Raw genomic sequence first — 16,393 nt, forward strand, 5'->3', positions numbered from 1 at the left:
CGATCGTAACGGGTGCCCCTGACAGCGGCGTCGCCCCGCGTCCGGGACGGAACGCGGGGCGACGGTGGGGGACGGTGAGCGGAGCAGGGAGAAGACGGGTCGGGGGAAAGGAGAGGGGTGGGGTGGAGTGGGCGCGTGGGTCGGGCCGGGTCCGTACGACGGGACACCGCGGGGCCGCACTGCGGGCGACGACGGGAAGGTGACGACGGGACCTAGCCGATGTTGACGTCGATGCAGGCGTAGAAGGCGTTCGCGGTGTCGGCGATGTTCCAGACCGCGAGGATCTTCTGCTTGCCCTTGATGTCGCCGAAGTCGACGGTGTGGGAGACCTCGGCCGGGGGCTGGGCACCGTGGCCGTCGACCTCGGCGACCTTCTGGCCGCCTGCGAAGTACTGCCAGTTGCTGGTGGCGTGCCGGGCCGTGAACCGCCAGGTGAAGGTCTGGCTGCTGTTGATCGGGGTGACCTTCCACGGCTTGGAGTCGTCGTCCAGGTCGGCGAACTGGCTGTTGCCGCCGCTGCAACTCGTCAGCCCCTTGGGCCCTTCGACGCTCTGCGGCTCCCACTTGATGGGGCCGCAGTCGATGGTGCCGGCGGCGCACTGGGCCTGCCGGCTGGGCGGCGAGGAGACGTAACCGTGGGCACTGGCCGAGCCGACCGGCAGACCGACGACGAGGAGGGGGGCGATGGCGGCGCCTATGGCGAGGGCCAGCCTTCTCTTCTTGTTCATGTCAACCCTTTCGCGTAGGGGGGTGGTTGACGCGAGGGTGTGCCAGGTGATTGGTCTAGACTTAACGTCCTGACCGCGTACGGTCAAGAGGTCGCGCAGGGCTCGGCGCGCACCCCGCCCGGCGCGCTGGACGCCCGAACCACCAACTCCGGCGCGAGGCGGACGGTGCGGACCGGACGGCGGGGGCCGGGGATCGGGGCCGGGGCCGCTGCCGGGCGGCGGGTGAGCAACCGGGCGGCCTCGACGGCCAGTTCGGCCACCGGCTGACGGACCGTGGTGAGCGCCGGATCGGCCAGGCCGGCCAGCGGGACGTCGTCGAAGCCCGTGACCGCGACCTCGCCGGGCACGTCGGCGCCCAGCTGGCGCAGGCGTTGCAGCGCGCCGGCCGCGATCAGGTCGTTGGCGCAGACCACCGCGTCCGGGCGGGCGGGCCAGATGCGGTCCACGGCGGCCCGGCCCCACTCCACGGAGAAGTCGCCGAGCACCGCGCGTTCCGGTGCGGTCGGGTCGAGGGCGGCCACCCCCGCCGCGTAGGCGGCGCGCCGTTCGGCCGCCGCGGAGGCGGTCCCGGCGGCGCCGATGAAACAGGGGCGACGGCGGCCGGTGGCGGCGAGGTGTTCCAGGACGAGGGCCATCCCGGCCGCGTTGTCGACCGCGACCGAGTCGGCGACGCCGGGGCCGCAGCCCCGGTCCAGCAGCACCAGCGGCACCTGCGCCGCGGCGGCGGCCACCGCCTCCCGGCTGCGCCGCTCGTCGACCGGGATGAGCAGCAGGGCGTCCACCCGGCGGCCCAGCAGGGCGCCGATCCGGGCGGCCTCGGTCTCCGGGTCGTCGTCGCAGTCGGCGAGCAGGACGGCCCGGCCCTCGGCGTGCAGGACGTGCTCCAACTCCCGGACGAGGGAGGGGAAGAACGGGTTGGTGATCTGCGGGAGGACCAGGCCGACGGTGCCGGTGGAGCGGCTGCGCAGCGCGCGGGCGACCTCGTTGGGGCGATAGCCCAGGCGGTCGGCGGCCTCCCGTACGGCGCGCGCGGTCTCGGCGCCCACCGGGCGGGTGCCGGCCAGCACACGGGAGACGGTGGCGACGGAGCAACCCGCCGCCCGCGCGACGTCCCGCAAGGTCACTTCGGCCACGACGGCGTGCCCTTCCACTACGGGACGGCGGCCCTGCGCACCGCGCCGCCCCGGACGATGGCGGCAAACGTTATCACCGCCCGTGCACAGACGTACCAGCTCCGTGCGCTCCGTACCAGCAGGTAAGCAGGTCGCCTGCCTCACACTTCCTTGACGTTTCATTGACATCTCCGCGTGGCATGAGCGAAATTTCCGGAGAACGTTTTCCCGAGGTAGCGCCCGATGCAAGCCCCTGCTCCACCGGAGCGGCTGACGCCGCGCCGCTGGCTGGCGCGCCCCAGAGATCGAGTTCACCCCGCTTCACCGTTCCGCAGAGCAAAGGGGCTCTCCCGTTGGCCAGAAAGATCATCCTCGACTGCGACCCGGGGCATGACGACGCGATCGCCATGCTCCTGGCCCACGGCAATCCCGACGTCGAACTGGTCGCCGTGACGACCGTGGTCGGGAACCAGACGCTGGAGAAGGTGACCCGCAACGCGCTGTCGGTGGCGGCCATCGCCGGCATCACCGGTGTGCCGTTCGCCGCCGGCAACCCGCGTCCGCTGGTCCGGTCCATCGAGACCGCCCCCGACATCCACGGCGAGACCGGCCTCGACGGGCCCGAACTGCCCGAGCCGGCCTTCGAGCTGGACCGCCGGCACGCCGTCGACCTGATCATCGACACCGTGATGGCGCACGAGCCGGGCGAGATCACCATCGTCCCCACGGCCGGGCTGACCAACATCGCCATGGCGGTGCGCAAGGAGCCCCGGATCGCCGAGCGGGTGCGCGAGGTCGTCCTGATGGGCGGCGGCTACCACGAGGGCAACTGGAGCGCGGTCGCCGAGTTCAACATCATCATCGACCCCGAGGCCGCGCACATCGTCTTCAACGAGAAGTGGCCGGTCACCATGGTCGGCCTGGACCTCACCCACCAGGCGCTGGCCACCCCCGAGGTCGAGGCGAAGATCGCCGCGGTCGGCACCGCGCCGGCCCGCTTCGTCCTGGAGCTGCTGGACTTCTTCCGCGAGGCGTACCGCGAGAACCAGGGCTTCGACCACCCGCCGGTGCACGACCCGTGCGCGGTGGCGTACGTCATCGACCCGGACGTGATGACCGTCCGCAAGGCGCCGGTCGACATCGAGCTGCGCGGCGCGCTGACCCTGGGCATGACCGTCACCGACTTCCGGGCGCCGGCACCGGCCGACTGCCACACCCAGGTCGCGGTCGAGCTCGACCACGAGCGGTTCTGGAACCTCGTGGTGGACGCCCTGGAGCGGATCGGCGAAGGCCGGGCATGAACATCTCCACCGCACCACGTACCACCGAGGTTTCCGGCGGCGGATCAGGCGTCCGGATCGGCGTGCTGGTCACCGCGCTGCTCGCGGCCTGTTTCGCCTTCCAGCTGAACGCCAGCATGCTCAGCCCGGCGCTGAAGAGCATCGAGGACTCGCTCGGGGCCAGCTCCGCCGAGGTGGGCATGACCCAGACCGCGTTCTTCACGTCCGCGGCGCTGTTCTCGCTGTTCCTGCCCCGGCTGGGCGACGTCTTCGGCCGGCGCCGGGTGCTGGCCGGCATGCTCGGCCTGATGGCCGTCGGCTGTGTGGTCGCCGCGCTGGCGACCAGCATCCCGATGCTGTTCGCCGGGCGGATCATCCAGGGCGTGAGCGGGCCGGTCGTCCCGCTGTGCCTGATCATGCTGCGCGTCGAGGTCAAGGAGCCGAAGAAGTACGGCACCCTGCTGGGCGTGATCACCGCCGTCAACGGCGGTATCGCCGGCGTCGACTCGCTGGCCGGCGGCTACCTCGCCGACCACCACGGCTTCCAGTCGGTCTTCTGGGCGATGGGCGTCGTCGCGGCCGTGGCCACCGCCCTGGTGGCGACCCTGACCCCGGAGTCCAAGGCCGCCACCGCGTCCAGGATGGACTGGCCGGGTGTGGCGCTGCTGGTGGTCTCGGTCGGCGCGCTGCTGATCGCGCTGAACGAGGCCGGGAAGCTGGCCGACGCCGACTGGGCGATGATCGCCGTGCTGGTCGTCCTGGCCGCCGCCGCGTTCGCGCTGTTCTGGCGGACCGAGAACCGCAGCGGGCACCCGCTGGTCGCCACCCGGCACCTCAAGCAGCGGGCCACCTGGTCGCTGCTGCTGACCACGGTGCTGACCATGACCGGCGTGTTCGCGGTGATGAACGGGCTGATCCCGGCCTTCGCCCAGGACGCCCAGGCCGGTCTGGGGATGTCCGCCGAGCAGTCCGCGTGGTGGACGCTGACGCCGTACGCGCTCGCCGGGCTGGCGATGGGCCCGGTGGCCGGCCGACTCGCCGCGACCTTCGGCTACGGCCGGATCCTGCGGCTGGGCCTCTTCGGCTCCGTGGGGTCGGTGGTGCTGATGCTGCTGACGATGCACAGCCACACGCACGGGCTGCTGCTGGTGACCTCGCTGCTGGTCGGCGTCACCTACGCGGGCGTGGCCAACATCGTGCTCAACGGGCTGGGCATCGTCCTCTCCCCCGGTGAGAACCCCGGCTTCCTGCCCGGGCTCAACGCGGGCGCCTTCAACCTCGGCGCGGGTCTGAGCTTCGCGGCGCTCTACGCGGTGAAGACCGCGCTGGCGCCGGCCGATCCGACCTCGGCCGGCGGCTACACGGCCGGCATGATCGCCGGTGTGGTCATCCTGGCGCTCGCCATCGCGACGTCATTCCTGATCCCGAAGCCGGTGGCGGCCGAGGCCCAGGACTGACGGCGCGGGCCGCGCACCGACCGCCCGCCGCACCCGGACCCCCGGGGCGGCGGGCGGTCGCGTTTCCTCCCCCGCTGACCGGCCGGCCGGCGCCCGGCACCCTGCCCCGACGTCCGTCGTGTTGTCAGCGCGAGGGGAAAAGGGAGACTGGAACAGGAGGCAACGGAGGCAGATGGTCATGGAACACGGCATGGACAAGACCGGTCCCGCCCGGGACGACATGATGAAGAAGCAGCTTCGGAGCCAGCTGACCATGGACCGTTCGCTGCGCGCGGACGAGAACCGCGAACTGGAGCCGGCCGGCGAGGACCAGCCGGTGGCGGCGCCGTCGCCGGAGAGCGTCTACCGCGGCGGCACCCCGCACGGCATGTCCGAACGCGACGTCGGTGTGCGCTCCGAACTGGCGCAGTACCTCGGCCGCAGCCTCTATCCGGCCGAGCGCAACGACATCATCCGTACCCTGCGCAGCAACCACGCCCCGGACCGCCTGGTCACGATGGCCGAGCAGCTGCCCGCGCACCACCGGTACGGCAATGTGCAGGGCATCGCCGAGTCGCTCGGGCTGGGCACCGAGGACCGGCGCTCCTGAGGCCGAGGAGCGCTCGCTGGCGGACAATGCCACTGAGGGCGCGACACCACCCGACACGGAGGCGAGGAGGAGGGCGGCAATGTCCGAAGACGCCATGGGCGACGAGGTCTACCAGCCGCCCAGATCCGATCCGCAGGACTATCCCAACGACCTCGACATGGAGGACGCCCTGGACGAGCCGGGGCTCGACGAGGCGCTGGACACCGGCTATTCGCCGCCGGAGCGCCCGTTCGTGGTGAACCACGAGGGGACCACCGCGCAGGAGCAGCACGACCGCGAGTCCCTGGCCCATCGGCTCGCCATCGAGCTGCCGGACGTCTGCGCGCCGGACGGCGACGGCATCGGGGATCTGCCGGACGGCGCCGGCGAGCCCTATGACGACCAGGTCGGCGAGGAGCGCGCCGGCCGGATCGTCAGCTACGACGAGGGCTTCTGGCGTGGTGGCGGCAGCAACGACATCATCGCCCGGGATGTCGGGATCGACGGGGGTGCGGCGTCCGCCGAGGAGGCGGCGGTGCACATCGCCCACGACGTGGGCGGGGTGGTCGAGGGCGAGATTTGACGGAGGCTCCCTCCGGTCCGTTGCGGGATCGGCAACGGACTTTGCCGGACGGCCGGCGTACGGCGGACGCTGTGCCGTGATCCGGACGAAGAGGAGAGCACATCCATGAACCACGGCCATGGCAGCGGCAGCGGCAGCGGCAGCGGCAGCGGCACGGACACGATCCCCGACGAGAAGTTCTGGGACGCCCGGTACGCCGAGAGCGACCGGATATGGAGCGGGAACCCCAACGTCGTACTGGTCCGCGAGGTCCGTGACCGGGCCCCGGGCACCGCGCTGGACCTGGGGTGCGGCGAGGGTGCGGACGCGATCTGGCTGGCCACGCAGGGCTGGCGGGTCACCGCGGTCGACGTGTCCGGGGTGGCACTGGGCCGGGCCGCGGAACAGGCCGCGGCGGCCGGGGTCGCCGACCGCATCGACTGGCAGCGGCGCGACCTGACGATGTCGTTCCCCGAGGGCGGTTTCGACCTGGTCTCGGCGCAGTTCCTGCACAATCCGGGCGAGATCTTCCGGGAGCGGATCCTGCGGACCGCGGCGTCGGCGGTGGCGCCCGGCGGGGTGCTGCTGGTCGTCGGGCACGCCGGGGCGCCGCCGTGGGAGCACGAGCACGCGCACCCGATGGAGCGCTTCCCGACGACCGAGGAGGTGCTGGCGGCCCTCGCGCTCCCCGAACGGGAGTGGGAGGTGCAGCTCAGCGAGGAGTTCGCGCGGGTGCAGCACGGCCCCGACGGACAGCCGGCCCAGCGGACGGACGCGGCGCTGAAGGTGCGGCGCCGGGGCTGACCGGGCCGTCCTCGGTGGCGGGCGGGTCGGCTGTCCGCCACCGGGGTACCGGGTTCTCAGACCGCCAGAGCTGGCAGCGGCTTCTCGTACAGCCAGTTGTGCAGCAGCGGGCGGACCGGGCCGGCACAGCGTTCGGCATGGGCCAGGAACGCCGCGGTGTTGGCACTGCCGCCGCGGTGCTCGCCGTGCCAGCCGCGCAGCACGGCGAAGAACCGGCTGTCGCCGACGGAGCGGCGCAGCGCGTGCAGGGCGCAGGCGCCGCGGACGTAGACCCGGTCGTCGAAGATCCGCCGCTGACCGGGGTCGGCGACCCGCAGGTCCTGGGGACGGTCGCGCAGCGACCGCCATTCGCGGCGGGCGATCTCGTCGGCGCTGTCCTCGCCGATGTGCTCGGACCACAGCCACTCCGCGTAGGTGGCGAAGCCCTCGTTGAGCCAGATGTCGCGCCAGTCGCGCAGGCTGACGCTGTTGCCGTACCACTGGTGGGCGATCTCGTGCGCGACCAGGGTCTCCGCGCCGCGCTCCCCGTCGATGTGGTTGCTGCCGAACACCGACCGGGTCTGGTTCTCGACCGGGGCGGCGAGTTCGGCGTCGACGACCACCGCGCCGTACGCCTCGAACGGATAGCGGCCGAAGTGGCCGCTGAACGCCCGGAGCATCTCCGGCTGGCGGGCCAGGTCGTGCGCGGCGTCCTCGGCCATCCACGACGGGTAGGAGTTGTGCAGCGCGATCGACGGGTGTTCCGGGCCGAGGTGGGCGGTGCCGCTGTCGTGCCGGAAGCGGCCGGTGTAGAGCGCGGCGAGGTACGGGGCCATGGGGCCGGGGTGGTGGTAGGTCCAGCACTCGCGGTGCCCGCTGCGGCGGCGTTCGAGCAGGGTGCCGTTGGCGAGGGCGTGCTGACCGTGCGGGACGGTGATCCGGAAGGTGAAGGCCGCCTTGTCGTCGGGCCGGTCGTTGCACGGGAACCACGACGGGGCGCCGAGCGGCTGGGAGGCGACCATCGTGCCGTCGTGCGGGTCGCCGGTGCGGTCCCAGCCGATCGGGCCGAACGGCGAGCGGACCGGCCGGGGCCGACCGCGGTAGCCGACGTCCACGGTGAAGCGCGTGCCGGTGGCGAGCGGGTGCGGGGTGTCCAGGTACAGCTTGCCGTTGTTCTGGCGGGCCCGGACCCGGGTCCCGTCGATCCGGGCGGTGTGCGCGCTGAGCCGGGAGAGGTCCAACTCCACCCGGTTCAGGGGCTCGTTGGCCACCGCCTCGATGCGGGCCCGGCCGTCGAGGCTGCCGTCGGCCGGGCGGTAGGACAGGTGCAGGTCGTAGGAGACCGTGTCGTGCGCGTAGGTGCCGTGCCGCGGGAAGTAGCGGTCGGGGCGCGCTCCGCCCAGGCCGTCGGCGACCGTCGCGACGAGCGGGAGCAGGGCTGCACCCCTGATGAGGGCGCGCCGACTGCATCGGGTCACGCGGCAGCACCACCCTCCGCGAGCGCCGCGGCGGGACGGGTCGGGCGTTCGCCGGCGATCGGGTTGCCGGCCCAGCGGGTGTGCGCGGGCACGCTCTCGCCGCGCATGACCAGGGAGGACGGTGCGATCGAGGCGCGCGCGCCGACGTCGGTGCCGGGGAGCACGATGCCGTGCGGGCCGAGCGAAGAGCCCTCGGCGAGCCGGACGGTGTCCAGGCGCATGATCCGGTCGTGGAACAGGTGGGTCTGCAGCACGCAGCCGCGGTTGACGCTGACGCCGTCGGCGAGGGTGATCAGGTCGGTCTCCGGCAGCCAGTAGCTCTCCAGCCAGACGCCGCGGCCGATCTTGGCGCCGAGGGTGCGCAGCCACCAGTTGAGGACCGGGGTGCCGGTGAAGGCGCCGGCCATCGACGGCACGGCGAGCGACTCGACGAAGGTGTCGTAGAGCTCGTTGCGCCAGACGAAGGGCGACCACAGCGGGTGCTCGCCGGCGGTGAACCGGCCGACCAGCGTCCACTTCGCCAGGGTCGTGACGAGCAGCGCCACCAGGCCCGAGAGCAGCAGCAGCGGGGCGCCGACCAGCGCCGCGAGGCCGAGGCCGCCGCTGGCGAAGACGTCCTGCTCGGTGAGGAACACGCCCTCGGCGAGGGCCACTCCGCACATCAGGGGCAGCACCCGGCACAGTTCGACGGCGGCGCGGGCCAGGACCAGCTTGCGCGGCGGCGCGAAGGTACGCGCCGGATCGGCCTGGGCCGCCACCCGGGGCAGCGGCATCGCGGGCCGACCCAGCCACGACATCCCGGGCTCGCCGTCGGCGGGTGCGTTGGAGAGCACGCCGACCAGGCTGTGGTCGGGGACGTCGTGGCCGGGGTCGACGATGCCGGAGTTGCCGACGAAGGCCCGGCGGCCGATCCGGACGGTCCCCAACCGCAGCCATCCGCCGCGGAGTTCGAAGGGGGCGACCAGGGTGTCGTCGGCCAGGAAGGCGCCGTCCTCGACGTGCAGCAGCGAGGGCAGCGGCAGCACGGTGGAGATCTCCGCGTGCTTGCCGACCTTGGCGCCGAGCAGCCGCAGCCAGTGCGGGGTGCCGAGGCTGGCGTAGAGCGGGAAGAGGCTGCCGCGGGCGCCGTCCAGGAGGCGGGTCACCAGCCAGGCGCGCCAGGCGACGCCGCCGCTCGCCGGGTGCACGCCCGGCGTGATGCCGCGGCCGAGGAGCCGCACCACGGCGGCGGTCACCAGGATCGAGGAGCCGGTGGTGACGAGCGTGAAGACCGGGACGGCCAGCAGCAGGCGGACCGCCGCGGTGGCGAGGGTGCCGCTGTCGCGGAGCAGGAAGTACGCGCCGACCAGTGCCGGGGCGGTGGACAGCAGCGCCAGCAGCGGCAGGCCCAGCAGGGAGAGACCGTAGGCGGCGCTCCAGCCGAGCGAACGCCGCCAGCGCGGGGCGGGCCACGCGGCGCCGGCCATCCGCTCGGCGGCGCCGGCCGGGCGGGCCGGGGAGCCGGACCAGCAGGCGCCGTCGGGGATCTCGCCGTCCAGGCAGGCGCCGGCGGTGAGTTCGGCGCCCTGTCCGACGACGGCGCCGGGCATCAGCATGCTGCGGTGGGCGACCCGGGCGCCGGCGCCGATCCGGACGGCGCCGATGTGCAGGGTGTCGCCGTCGAGCCACCAGCCGGAGAGGTCGGCCTCGGGTTCGATGCTGCAGCCGTCGCCGAGTTCGGCGAGGCCGGTGACCGGCGGCATGGTGTGCAGCGCCACGTTCCGCCCGGTGGTGCAGCCCAGGGTCCGGGCGTACAGCCGCGCCCAGGGCGTACCGAGCAGCGAGGGGACGCCGAAGGCGGCGACCACGCGTTCGGCGGTCCACAGGCGCAGATGGGTGGCGCCGCCGCGCGGATAGGCGCCGGGCCGGATCGAGCCGGCGAGCATCCGGGCGGCGAGGGCGCCGAGGGCGCAGCGCATCGGGGCGCTGTAGAGCACCACCCAGCCGACGATGATCAGCCACCAGGCGGTGTGCGGGGCCCAGACCTGCGGGGCGAGCCAGCCGAGGATGTTGTCGGCGAGCGCGAGCCCGACCAGTCCGCGCAGGCCGGCGATGCCGTACAGGCCGGTCTGGACGAGGAGTTGGACGACGCCGGCGCGGCGCGGGACGGGGCGGACCGGGCGGACCTCGTCCACCGGGCCGCCCAGCGAGTCGAGGTGCACGGCCATGTCGCGCAGCACCGGGTGGCGGTAGAGGTCGGCGACCGAGACGCCGGGGTGGTGGGCGCGGAGCTGGGAGGCCATCCGGGCGGCGACCAGGCTGGTGCCGCCGAGGGAGACGAAGTCGCTGTCCGGGCCGGGCCGGACGCCGAGGAGTTCCTCCCAGATGCCGGCCAGGCGGGCGGCGGTGCCGTGCAGCGCCGGGGCCGGGGCGCCGGCCGCACCGTCGACCGGGGCGGTCGGCAGCGGCCAGGGCAGCGCCTTGCGGTCGACCTTGCCGGACGTCCGGGTGGGCAGGCTCTCGACCTCCGCGAGGACGGGTACGAGCTGCGCCGGCAGCCGTTCCTGGAGCAGCGCGCGGGCCTTGTCCTGCTGGAAGCTGGAGCCGTCGGTGGTGCGCTGCTCGGGGACGACGTAGCCGACCAGGACCTGGGTGCCGGCCGGGGTGGTCTGGACGGCCGCGGCGGCGCCGAGGACGCCGGGCAGGGCGGCCAGCGCGGCGTCGATCTCGCCCAACTCGATGCGTCGACCGCCGAGTTTGATCTGGTCGTCGGCGCGGCCGACGAAGAGCAGGCCCTCGGGTTCGGCGCGGACCAGGTCGCCGGTGCGGTAGGCGCGGGCGGTGTCCAGGACGTCGTCGGGCCGGAAGCGCTCGGCGTCCTTGACCGGGTCGAGGTAGCGGGCGGTGCCGACGCCGCTGATGAGCAACTCGCCCTCGGCGCCGTAGGGCACCGGCCGGCCGGCCCGGTCCACGACGGCCAGCTGCCAGCCCTCCAGGGGCAGGCCGATGCGGACCGGCTGGCCCGGCCGGAGGCGGGCGGCACAGGCGACGACGGTGGCCTCGGTCGGGCCGTAGGTGTTCCACATCTCCCGGCCGGGTCCGGCGAAGCGGTCGACGAGCCCGGCGGGGCAGGACTCGCCGCCGACGATCAGCAGCCGGACCCGGCGCATCGCCTCGTCGGGCCAGAGCGCGGCGAGGGTGGGCACGGTGGAGACCACGGTGATGCCCCGCTCGACCAGCCACGGGCCGAGTTCGTGGCCGGCGCGGACCAGCGAGCGGGGGGCGGGCACCAGGCAGGCGCCGTGCCGCCAGGCGAGCCACATCTCCTCGCAGGAGGCGTCGAAGGCGACGGACAGTCCGGCCAGTACCCGGTCGCCGGGGCCCAGCGGGCGGTCCTGGCAGAACAGGACGGCCTCGGCGTCGACGAAGGCGGCGGCGGAGCGGTGGCTGACCGCGACGCCCTTGGGCGCGCCGGTCGAACCCGATGTGAAGATGATCCAGGCGTCGTCCTGGAGGCCCGGGGGACGTGGCGCCCCGGCGGGCCGGGCCAGGGCGGGCGGCTGGGCGGCCGGACCGAGGACGGCGCAGACGGCGGCCTCCCGGAAGACGGTGGCGGCCCGCTCGTCGGGGTCGTCGGCATCGACCGGTACGTACGCCGCTCCGCTGCGCAGGACGGCGAGGATCGAGAGGTACAGCTCGGCGGTTCCGGAGGGCACGCGGACTCCGACCCGGTCGCCGGGACCGATTCCGAGGTCCCTGAGCTGCCGTGCACGACGTTCGGTCTCGCTGCACAGGTCGCGGTAGGTGATCACCTCGGCGCCCGTGTCCAGGGCGATCGCCTGGGGGTGTGCGGCTGCGGTGGCGTCGAGCACGTCGAGCAGGGTCCGCGGGGCCGGGGTGCCGGCGGTGCGGTAAACGGCCCGTGCGGGCAGTGGCTCTGACGGCTCGAAGGACGATTCGAGAAGGGGCGACGACATCGTTATGCCTCTGTTGTGTCGGTGCCGGTGGGTGGAAACCCTCGGACATTCGCCACTAGAGATGCCGCTGACCAGGCACGGGTTCTCGCAGAGGACCCACAGATCCACCATTCGAACGTGTTGTGAAAGCAGCCGAAGCGCGCTCGGCCAGGCAGCAGCGGGAAAGCGGCCCCGACACCTGACCGCGGCGTGAGAAAGAATTGACTCCGACCGGAGATTGTTTTCGGCACCGCCGCCCCGAAGCGACAAAAGTGCAGGTCAGAGCCTTGTGAGCGATTGGTTACGGGTCAACCGGTCAAGCCTTGGCCAAATGATTGCACAATTGAGCAAGTATTCATGAAGTTCTCAGACCCGTCTCACCGTCCCGTCACGATGCCGCCATACCCTCGAAAGGCCCGCTCTACACCTCAGGGTGCCCACCGTAGGACATCCCAACCGGGCCCGGCAGCCGACTACTTGAGGATGTTGACCGCACGGGCCACCACCAGCACCACCGTCAGCAGCGAGACCGCCGACTGGAGCAGCATCAGCAGCTTCGCCCACCGGGTCAGCGGCATCACGTCGGTCGGACTGAAGGCGGTGGCGTTGGTGAAGGACAGGTACAGGTAGTCGGCGAACTGCGGCTCCCAGTGCTCCGGGGCCATCTCCGGCGTCGCCATCTGCGGGAAGAGGAAGTCGGGGTAGCGGCGCACGGCATGGACCCGGGCGACCGGGCCGCCGCGGTCCCACTCCCAGTACCAGAGCGCGAAGACGATGACGTTGGTGGCCCAGATGGCACCGCCGGTCGCCAGCAGTTCCCCGGCGTCCTGACCCTCCGTGCCGCGCACCAGGCCGATCACCAGATGGACCGCGGACCACCCGTTGGCCGCGCTGATCATCGCGATCAGCGCCAGCCCCGCCCACCGGTAGAGCCGGGAGACCCGCTCGATGCGGTACGGGTCGGCCGCCACCAGCACCAGCACCAGCGCGGTCTCCAGCCCCGGCAGCAGCCACTCCGGATGGATCGCCAGCCGCTCCGGCAGCCGCCACTGGAGCGCCACCGCCACCAGCACCGCGAGCGTCGAGGGCCAGCGGGGCTCACCGCGGGTGACCCGCCGCCAGGCCGGCCGCAGCCGCCGTCCGGCCTCCTCCACCCCCGCGACGGCAGGCGCCAGCAGCGCCTCGATGCGGTCCAGCCGTTCGGCTTCGGTACCGGCTTCGCCCGCCTTGCCGGGCTCGGGGTTCTCGGACATGCGCCTCATGCTCACCCGAGGTCGCAGCGGTGTCCAGCAGCCCGTCCCGGACTCCGGGACGGATCCGCCGCGGGGTTAAGAGTCGGTCAAGAACTTGCACCCTTGCGCAAGTACCTCGTGGGCAGGGTCTAGACTCCTAGAGGTTTGACGAAGCGAGCACCTCGTTCGGTGAGGCGTCGTCACGGACACAGGCCACTGATCCCACCCGTCGAGAGACGCTCCGGATCAGGACAGGTCTCCCCGGCCCAAGGGGTGACCCCAAGTGGCTGCCCGCACTCGGGGCTACGCCGTGACGTGCCAAAGCTCTGACGAGTAGGGGTGAACCGGTCGACGGCGACTGGTCCGCTCCTTGCCGGATCGACGACGGCGCGCCCGACGCGCCCCGACCGGAAGGAGGCGAGAGACATGGAATGCAGTAGTCCGGGCCATCATCGGCCCCCCTTCCGTCTGCCCTCGCTCACTTCCGGCACGCGGTAGTCACCTCCCCTGCGCGGCCTCCCCGCCGCCCCACGCCCCCGTACGGCCCACCGCCGGCACGGGTCGCCGTGCTGCGCGCCCGCGCAGGGGAGATGACTGCCCCGCGCCCCCAACACCTCCCCCCGCTCGGGGGACTTGGGAGGTTGCCATGACCGACACCACGATCCGTTCCACGGCCGCGGCCACGGCCCCGGCTCCGGCTCCGCACCCCACCGCGGTGCTCGACGACGCGCACACCGGTGACATCCGCGGCGCGCTCGGCACCATCCGGCACGACGACACCGCCCCGCGCCGGGGCCTGTCCGCCAAGCTCAAGACCCTGCTGGCCATCGTCGGCCCCGGCCTGATCGTGATGGTCGGCGACAACGACGCCGGCGCCTTCACCACCTATGGCCAGGCGGGCCAGAACTACGGCACCCACCTGCTGTGGACCCTGCTCCTGCTCGTCCCGGTGCTCTACGTCAACCAGGAGATGGTGCTGCGCCTGGGCGCCGTCACCGGCGTGGGGCACGCCCGGCTCATCCTGGAGCGGTTCGGGAAGTTCTGGGGCGCGTTCTCGGTCATCGACCTGTTCCTGCTCAACGCGCTGACGCTGGTGACGGAGTTCATCGGCATCACCCTCGCCGCCGGCTACCTGGGACTGCCCAAGGTCGGCGCGGTGCTGCTGGCCGCCGCCGTGATCATCGCCTCCGCCTTCACCGGGTCGTTCCGCCGGTTCGAGCGGATCGCCATCGCGCTGTGCGCGGCCTCGCTGCTGCTCGTCCCGCTCTACTTCATGGTCCACCCGTCCACCGGCCAGATGGCCCATGACTTCGTCGTCCCGCACCTCCCCGGCGGGCCGGGCCAGTTGTCGGCCGTGATGCTGCTCATCATCGGCATCGTCGGCACCACCGTCGCCCCCTGGCAGCTGTTCTTCCAGCAGTCCTACGTCATCGACAAGCGCATCACCCCGCGCTACATGGGATACGAGAAGGCCGACCTGTGGATCGGCATCGCCATCGTGGTGCTCGGGGCCGCCGCCCTGATGGGCTGCGCAGCCGCCGCCTTCGCGGGCACCTCGGGCGCCGGCGCCTTCACCGACACCGCCGGCATCGCGCACGGCCTGGCCGCCCACGCCGGCAAGCTCGCCGGGGTGCTGTTCGCCGTGGCCCTGCTGGACGCCTCGATCATCGGCGCGTTCGCGGTGTCCCTGTCCACCGCCTACGCCATCGGCGACGTCTTCGGCATCCGGCACTCCCTGCACCGCGGCGTCGGCGGCGCCAAGGGGTTCTACGGCGTCTACGCGGGCCTGGTCGCCGCGGCCGCCGCGATCGTGCTGATTCCCGGCTCGCCGCTGGGGCTGCTCACCGAGGGTGTGCAGACCCTGGCCGGGGTGCTGCTGCCCTCCGCCTCGGTCTTCCTGCTGCTCCTGTGCAACGACCGGGCGGTGCTCGGCCCCTGGGTCAACGGCCGCCGGACCAACGCCTTCACGGCCGCCGTCGTCGGTGTCCTGGTCACCCTGTCGGTGATCCTCACCGCCGCCGTCCTCTTCCCGGACCTCGGCCCGGGCACCATCCTCGGCATCATGGCCGGCTGCGGCGGGGCCGGCGTCCTGGCGCTGGGGTACGCGGAGGTGCGGCGGCGCCGCAAGGGCTGGGCGCGCGGCGGCCGGCCGGTGGACCGCACCGGCCGGGACGACTGGCGGATGCCGCCCCTGGAGACGCTGACCCGGCCGGTCCTCTCCACCGGCCACAAGGTCGGCCTGGCCGCCCTGCGGACGTACCTGCTGCTCGCGATGGTCCTGGTCGTCGTCAAGATCGTCCAGGTCGCCCTCGGCCACTGAGGTCCCCGACCCGCCACCGGCCCGACAGCGGCCCGTGGCGGGCCCACCGCCGGTCCACCGCCGGCCCCTTCCCGTCGTTCCCCGTCCCCGAGGAGGTGCTCCGTGCACACCCTGACCATCGTCGACTTCCTGGTCCGGCTCGCCACCGGTGTGGCCTGCGGAGCACTCATCGGGGTCGAGCGCCAGTGGCGCGCCCGGATGGCGGGGCTGCGCACCAACGCCCTGGTCGCCGCCGGCGCCACCCTCTTCGTCCTCTACAGCACCGCCGTCGGCGACTCCGGCAGCCCCACCCGGGTCGCCTCCTACGTCGTCTCCGGCATCGGCTTCCTCGGCGGCGGGGTGATCCTGCGCGACGGCGCCGGGGTACGCGGGCTGAACACCGCGGCCACCCTGTGGTGCTCGGCCGCGGTCGGCGTCCTGGCCGCCTCCGGGCGCCTCGAATTCGCCGTCCTCGGCACCCTCGCCGTGCTCGCGGTGCACCTCGTGCTGCGCCCGGCCGGGCGTCTGTTGGACCGGGCCCCGGCGTCCGGTTCCGACCCCGACGCGGCCGTGCACGCCACCGTCCACGTGGTCTGCGAGCGCCGGGCGGAGACGCACATCCGCGCCCTGCTCCTCCAGGCGCTCACCGCCTCCGATCTGACCCCCCTCAGCCTCCGGGCCCGCCGCGACGCCGAGGACACCACCGGCATCCGCGCCTCGGTCACCGTCTCCGGCGACCTCGCCCAGGCCCTGGAGCAGGTCATCGCCCGGCTCTCCCTGGAGCCGGACGTCCGCGACCTGCACTGGCACCTCGACGAGTCCGAAGTCGCCCCGGAACAGCGGGCACTGGCCTGACACGACGACGCGCACCGACCCGCCGTGCGCACACCGCACCACCGGGACGCCATCGGCCTCCTCGCCCGCTCGGAGCCGTCCGCCGGTTCCGCCCTGGCGGGCAG

The 16,393-nt window shown here is 73.1% G+C and carries 12 protein-coding genes and 1 riboswitch; of the genes, 7 read left to right on the forward strand and 5 right to left on the reverse strand.

The genetic code is table 11. From position 1 onward, the window contains the following. Positions 1-212 precede the first annotated feature (212 nt). Positions 213-728, reverse strand: coding sequence for a lytic polysaccharide monooxygenase auxiliary activity family 9 protein (locus SNOUR_RS06270; protein ID WP_067344546.1), 516 nt, complete (start codon positions 726-728; stop codon positions 213-215). An 83-nt stretch (positions 729-811) separates the two neighbouring features. Then, positions 812-1,861: a LacI family DNA-binding transcriptional regulator gene (locus SNOUR_RS06275; RefSeq protein WP_067344548.1), complete on the reverse strand. Its 1,050-nt coding sequence runs from the start codon at positions 1,859-1,861 to the stop codon at positions 812-814. A gap of 332 nt (positions 1,862-2,193) precedes the next feature. Between SNOUR_RS06275 and uriH the strand changes: the two genes are divergently transcribed. The 5 genes from uriH (at position 2,194) to SNOUR_RS06300 (ending at position 6,511) form a co-directional block, all read left to right on the forward strand. Then, positions 2,194-3,141, forward strand: coding sequence for a uridine-preferring nucleoside hydrolase UriH (uriH, locus tag SNOUR_RS06280; RefSeq protein ID WP_067344550.1), 948 nt, complete (start codon positions 2,194-2,196; stop codon positions 3,139-3,141). Further along, positions 3,138-4,577, forward strand: a complete 1,440-nt coding sequence (gene uriT, locus SNOUR_RS06285) for a uridine transporter UriT (RefSeq protein ID WP_067344552.1) — start codon at positions 3,138-3,140, stop codon at positions 4,575-4,577. Before uriH ends, uriT begins: the two co-directional genes overlap by 4 nt. Before the next feature lie 172 nt (positions 4,578-4,749). After that, positions 4,750-5,166 (forward strand): DUF2795 domain-containing protein, encoded by a 417-nt coding sequence (locus tag SNOUR_RS06290; RefSeq protein ID WP_067344554.1) that lies wholly within the window; start codon positions 4,750-4,752, stop codon positions 5,164-5,166. 79 nt (positions 5,167-5,245) lie between these two features. Next, positions 5,246-5,728 carry a DUF5709 domain-containing protein gene (locus tag SNOUR_RS06295; RefSeq protein WP_067344556.1) on the forward strand — a complete coding sequence of 161 codons (483 nt, stop codon included), beginning with the start codon at positions 5,246-5,248 and terminating at the stop codon, positions 5,726-5,728. A 105-nt stretch (positions 5,729-5,833) separates the two neighbouring features. Next, a complete protein-coding gene (locus SNOUR_RS06300; protein WP_067344558.1) occupies positions 5,834-6,511 on the forward strand; it encodes a class I SAM-dependent methyltransferase in 678 nt (225 codons plus the stop codon). A gap of 56 nt (positions 6,512-6,567) precedes the next feature. On the opposite strand, the gene SNOUR_RS06305 is transcribed toward SNOUR_RS06300, so the two are convergent. From SNOUR_RS06305 to SNOUR_RS06315, 3 genes are all read right to left on the reverse strand, one after another. After that, the gene (locus SNOUR_RS06305; RefSeq protein ID WP_067344560.1) at positions 6,568-7,968 is read right to left on the reverse strand and encodes a M1 family metallopeptidase; all 1,401 of its coding nucleotides are present in this window, start codon (positions 7,966-7,968) and stop codon (positions 6,568-6,570) included. Next, positions 7,965-11,924, reverse strand: a complete 3,960-nt coding sequence (gene pls, locus SNOUR_RS06310) for an epsilon-poly-L-lysine synthase Pls (RefSeq protein ID WP_067344563.1) — start codon at positions 11,922-11,924, stop codon at positions 7,965-7,967. The genes SNOUR_RS06305 and pls overlap by 4 nt, the downstream gene beginning before the upstream one ends. Before the next feature lie 452 nt (positions 11,925-12,376). Further along, complete coding sequence (locus SNOUR_RS06315) at positions 12,377-13,156, reverse strand: DUF1345 domain-containing protein (protein ID WP_067344565.1); 780 nt, start codon at positions 13,154-13,156, stop codon at positions 12,377-12,379. A 153-nt stretch (positions 13,157-13,309) separates the two neighbouring features. Next, positions 13,310-13,481, forward strand: a riboswitch (M-box (ykoK) riboswitch). Positions 13,482-13,781: 300 nt separating this feature from the next. On the opposite strand from SNOUR_RS06315, the gene SNOUR_RS06320 reads away from it, so the two are divergent. Both SNOUR_RS06320 and SNOUR_RS06325 read left to right on the forward strand, forming a co-directional pair. After that, positions 13,782-15,455, forward strand: coding sequence for an NRAMP family divalent metal transporter (locus SNOUR_RS06320; protein WP_079142261.1), 1,674 nt, complete (start codon positions 13,782-13,784; stop codon positions 15,453-15,455). A gap of 102 nt (positions 15,456-15,557) precedes the next feature. Beyond that, positions 15,558-16,289 (forward strand): MgtC/SapB family protein, encoded by a 732-nt coding sequence (locus SNOUR_RS06325; RefSeq protein ID WP_039630329.1) that lies wholly within the window; start codon positions 15,558-15,560, stop codon positions 16,287-16,289. Positions 16,290-16,393: the final 104 nt, after the last annotated feature.

The organism is Streptomyces noursei ATCC 11455 (assembly GCF_001704275.1).
GTDB classification, from domain to species: domain Bacteria; phylum Actinomycetota; class Actinomycetes; order Streptomycetales; family Streptomycetaceae; genus Streptomyces; species Streptomyces noursei.

What these genes read in the sequence shown, in the direction of transcription:
- SNOUR_RS06270 (WP_067344546.1), bottom strand. Translation starts at nt 728, where the DNA reads ATGAACAAGAAGAGAAGGCTGGCCCTCGCCATAGGCGCCGCCATCGCC.
- uriT (WP_067344552.1), top strand. Translation starts at nt 3,138, where the DNA reads ATGAACATCTCCACCGCACCACGTACCACCGAGGTTTCCGGCGGCGGA.
- SNOUR_RS06290 (WP_067344554.1), top strand. Translation starts at nt 4,750, where the DNA reads ATGGTCATGGAACACGGCATGGACAAGACCGGTCCCGCCCGGGACGAC.
- SNOUR_RS06295 (WP_067344556.1), top strand. Translation starts at nt 5,246, where the DNA reads ATGTCCGAAGACGCCATGGGCGACGAGGTCTACCAGCCGCCCAGATCC.
- SNOUR_RS06300 (WP_067344558.1), top strand. Translation starts at nt 5,834, where the DNA reads ATGAACCACGGCCATGGCAGCGGCAGCGGCAGCGGCAGCGGCAGCGGC.
- pls (WP_067344563.1), bottom strand. Translation starts at nt 11,924, where the DNA reads ATGTCGTCGCCCCTTCTCGAATCGTCCTTCGAGCCGTCAGAGCCACTG.
- SNOUR_RS06315 (WP_067344565.1), bottom strand. Translation starts at nt 13,156, where the DNA reads ATGTCCGAGAACCCCGAGCCCGGCAAGGCGGGCGAAGCCGGTACCGAA.
- SNOUR_RS06320 (WP_079142261.1), top strand. Translation starts at nt 13,782, where the DNA reads ATGACCGACACCACGATCCGTTCCACGGCCGCGGCCACGGCCCCGGCT.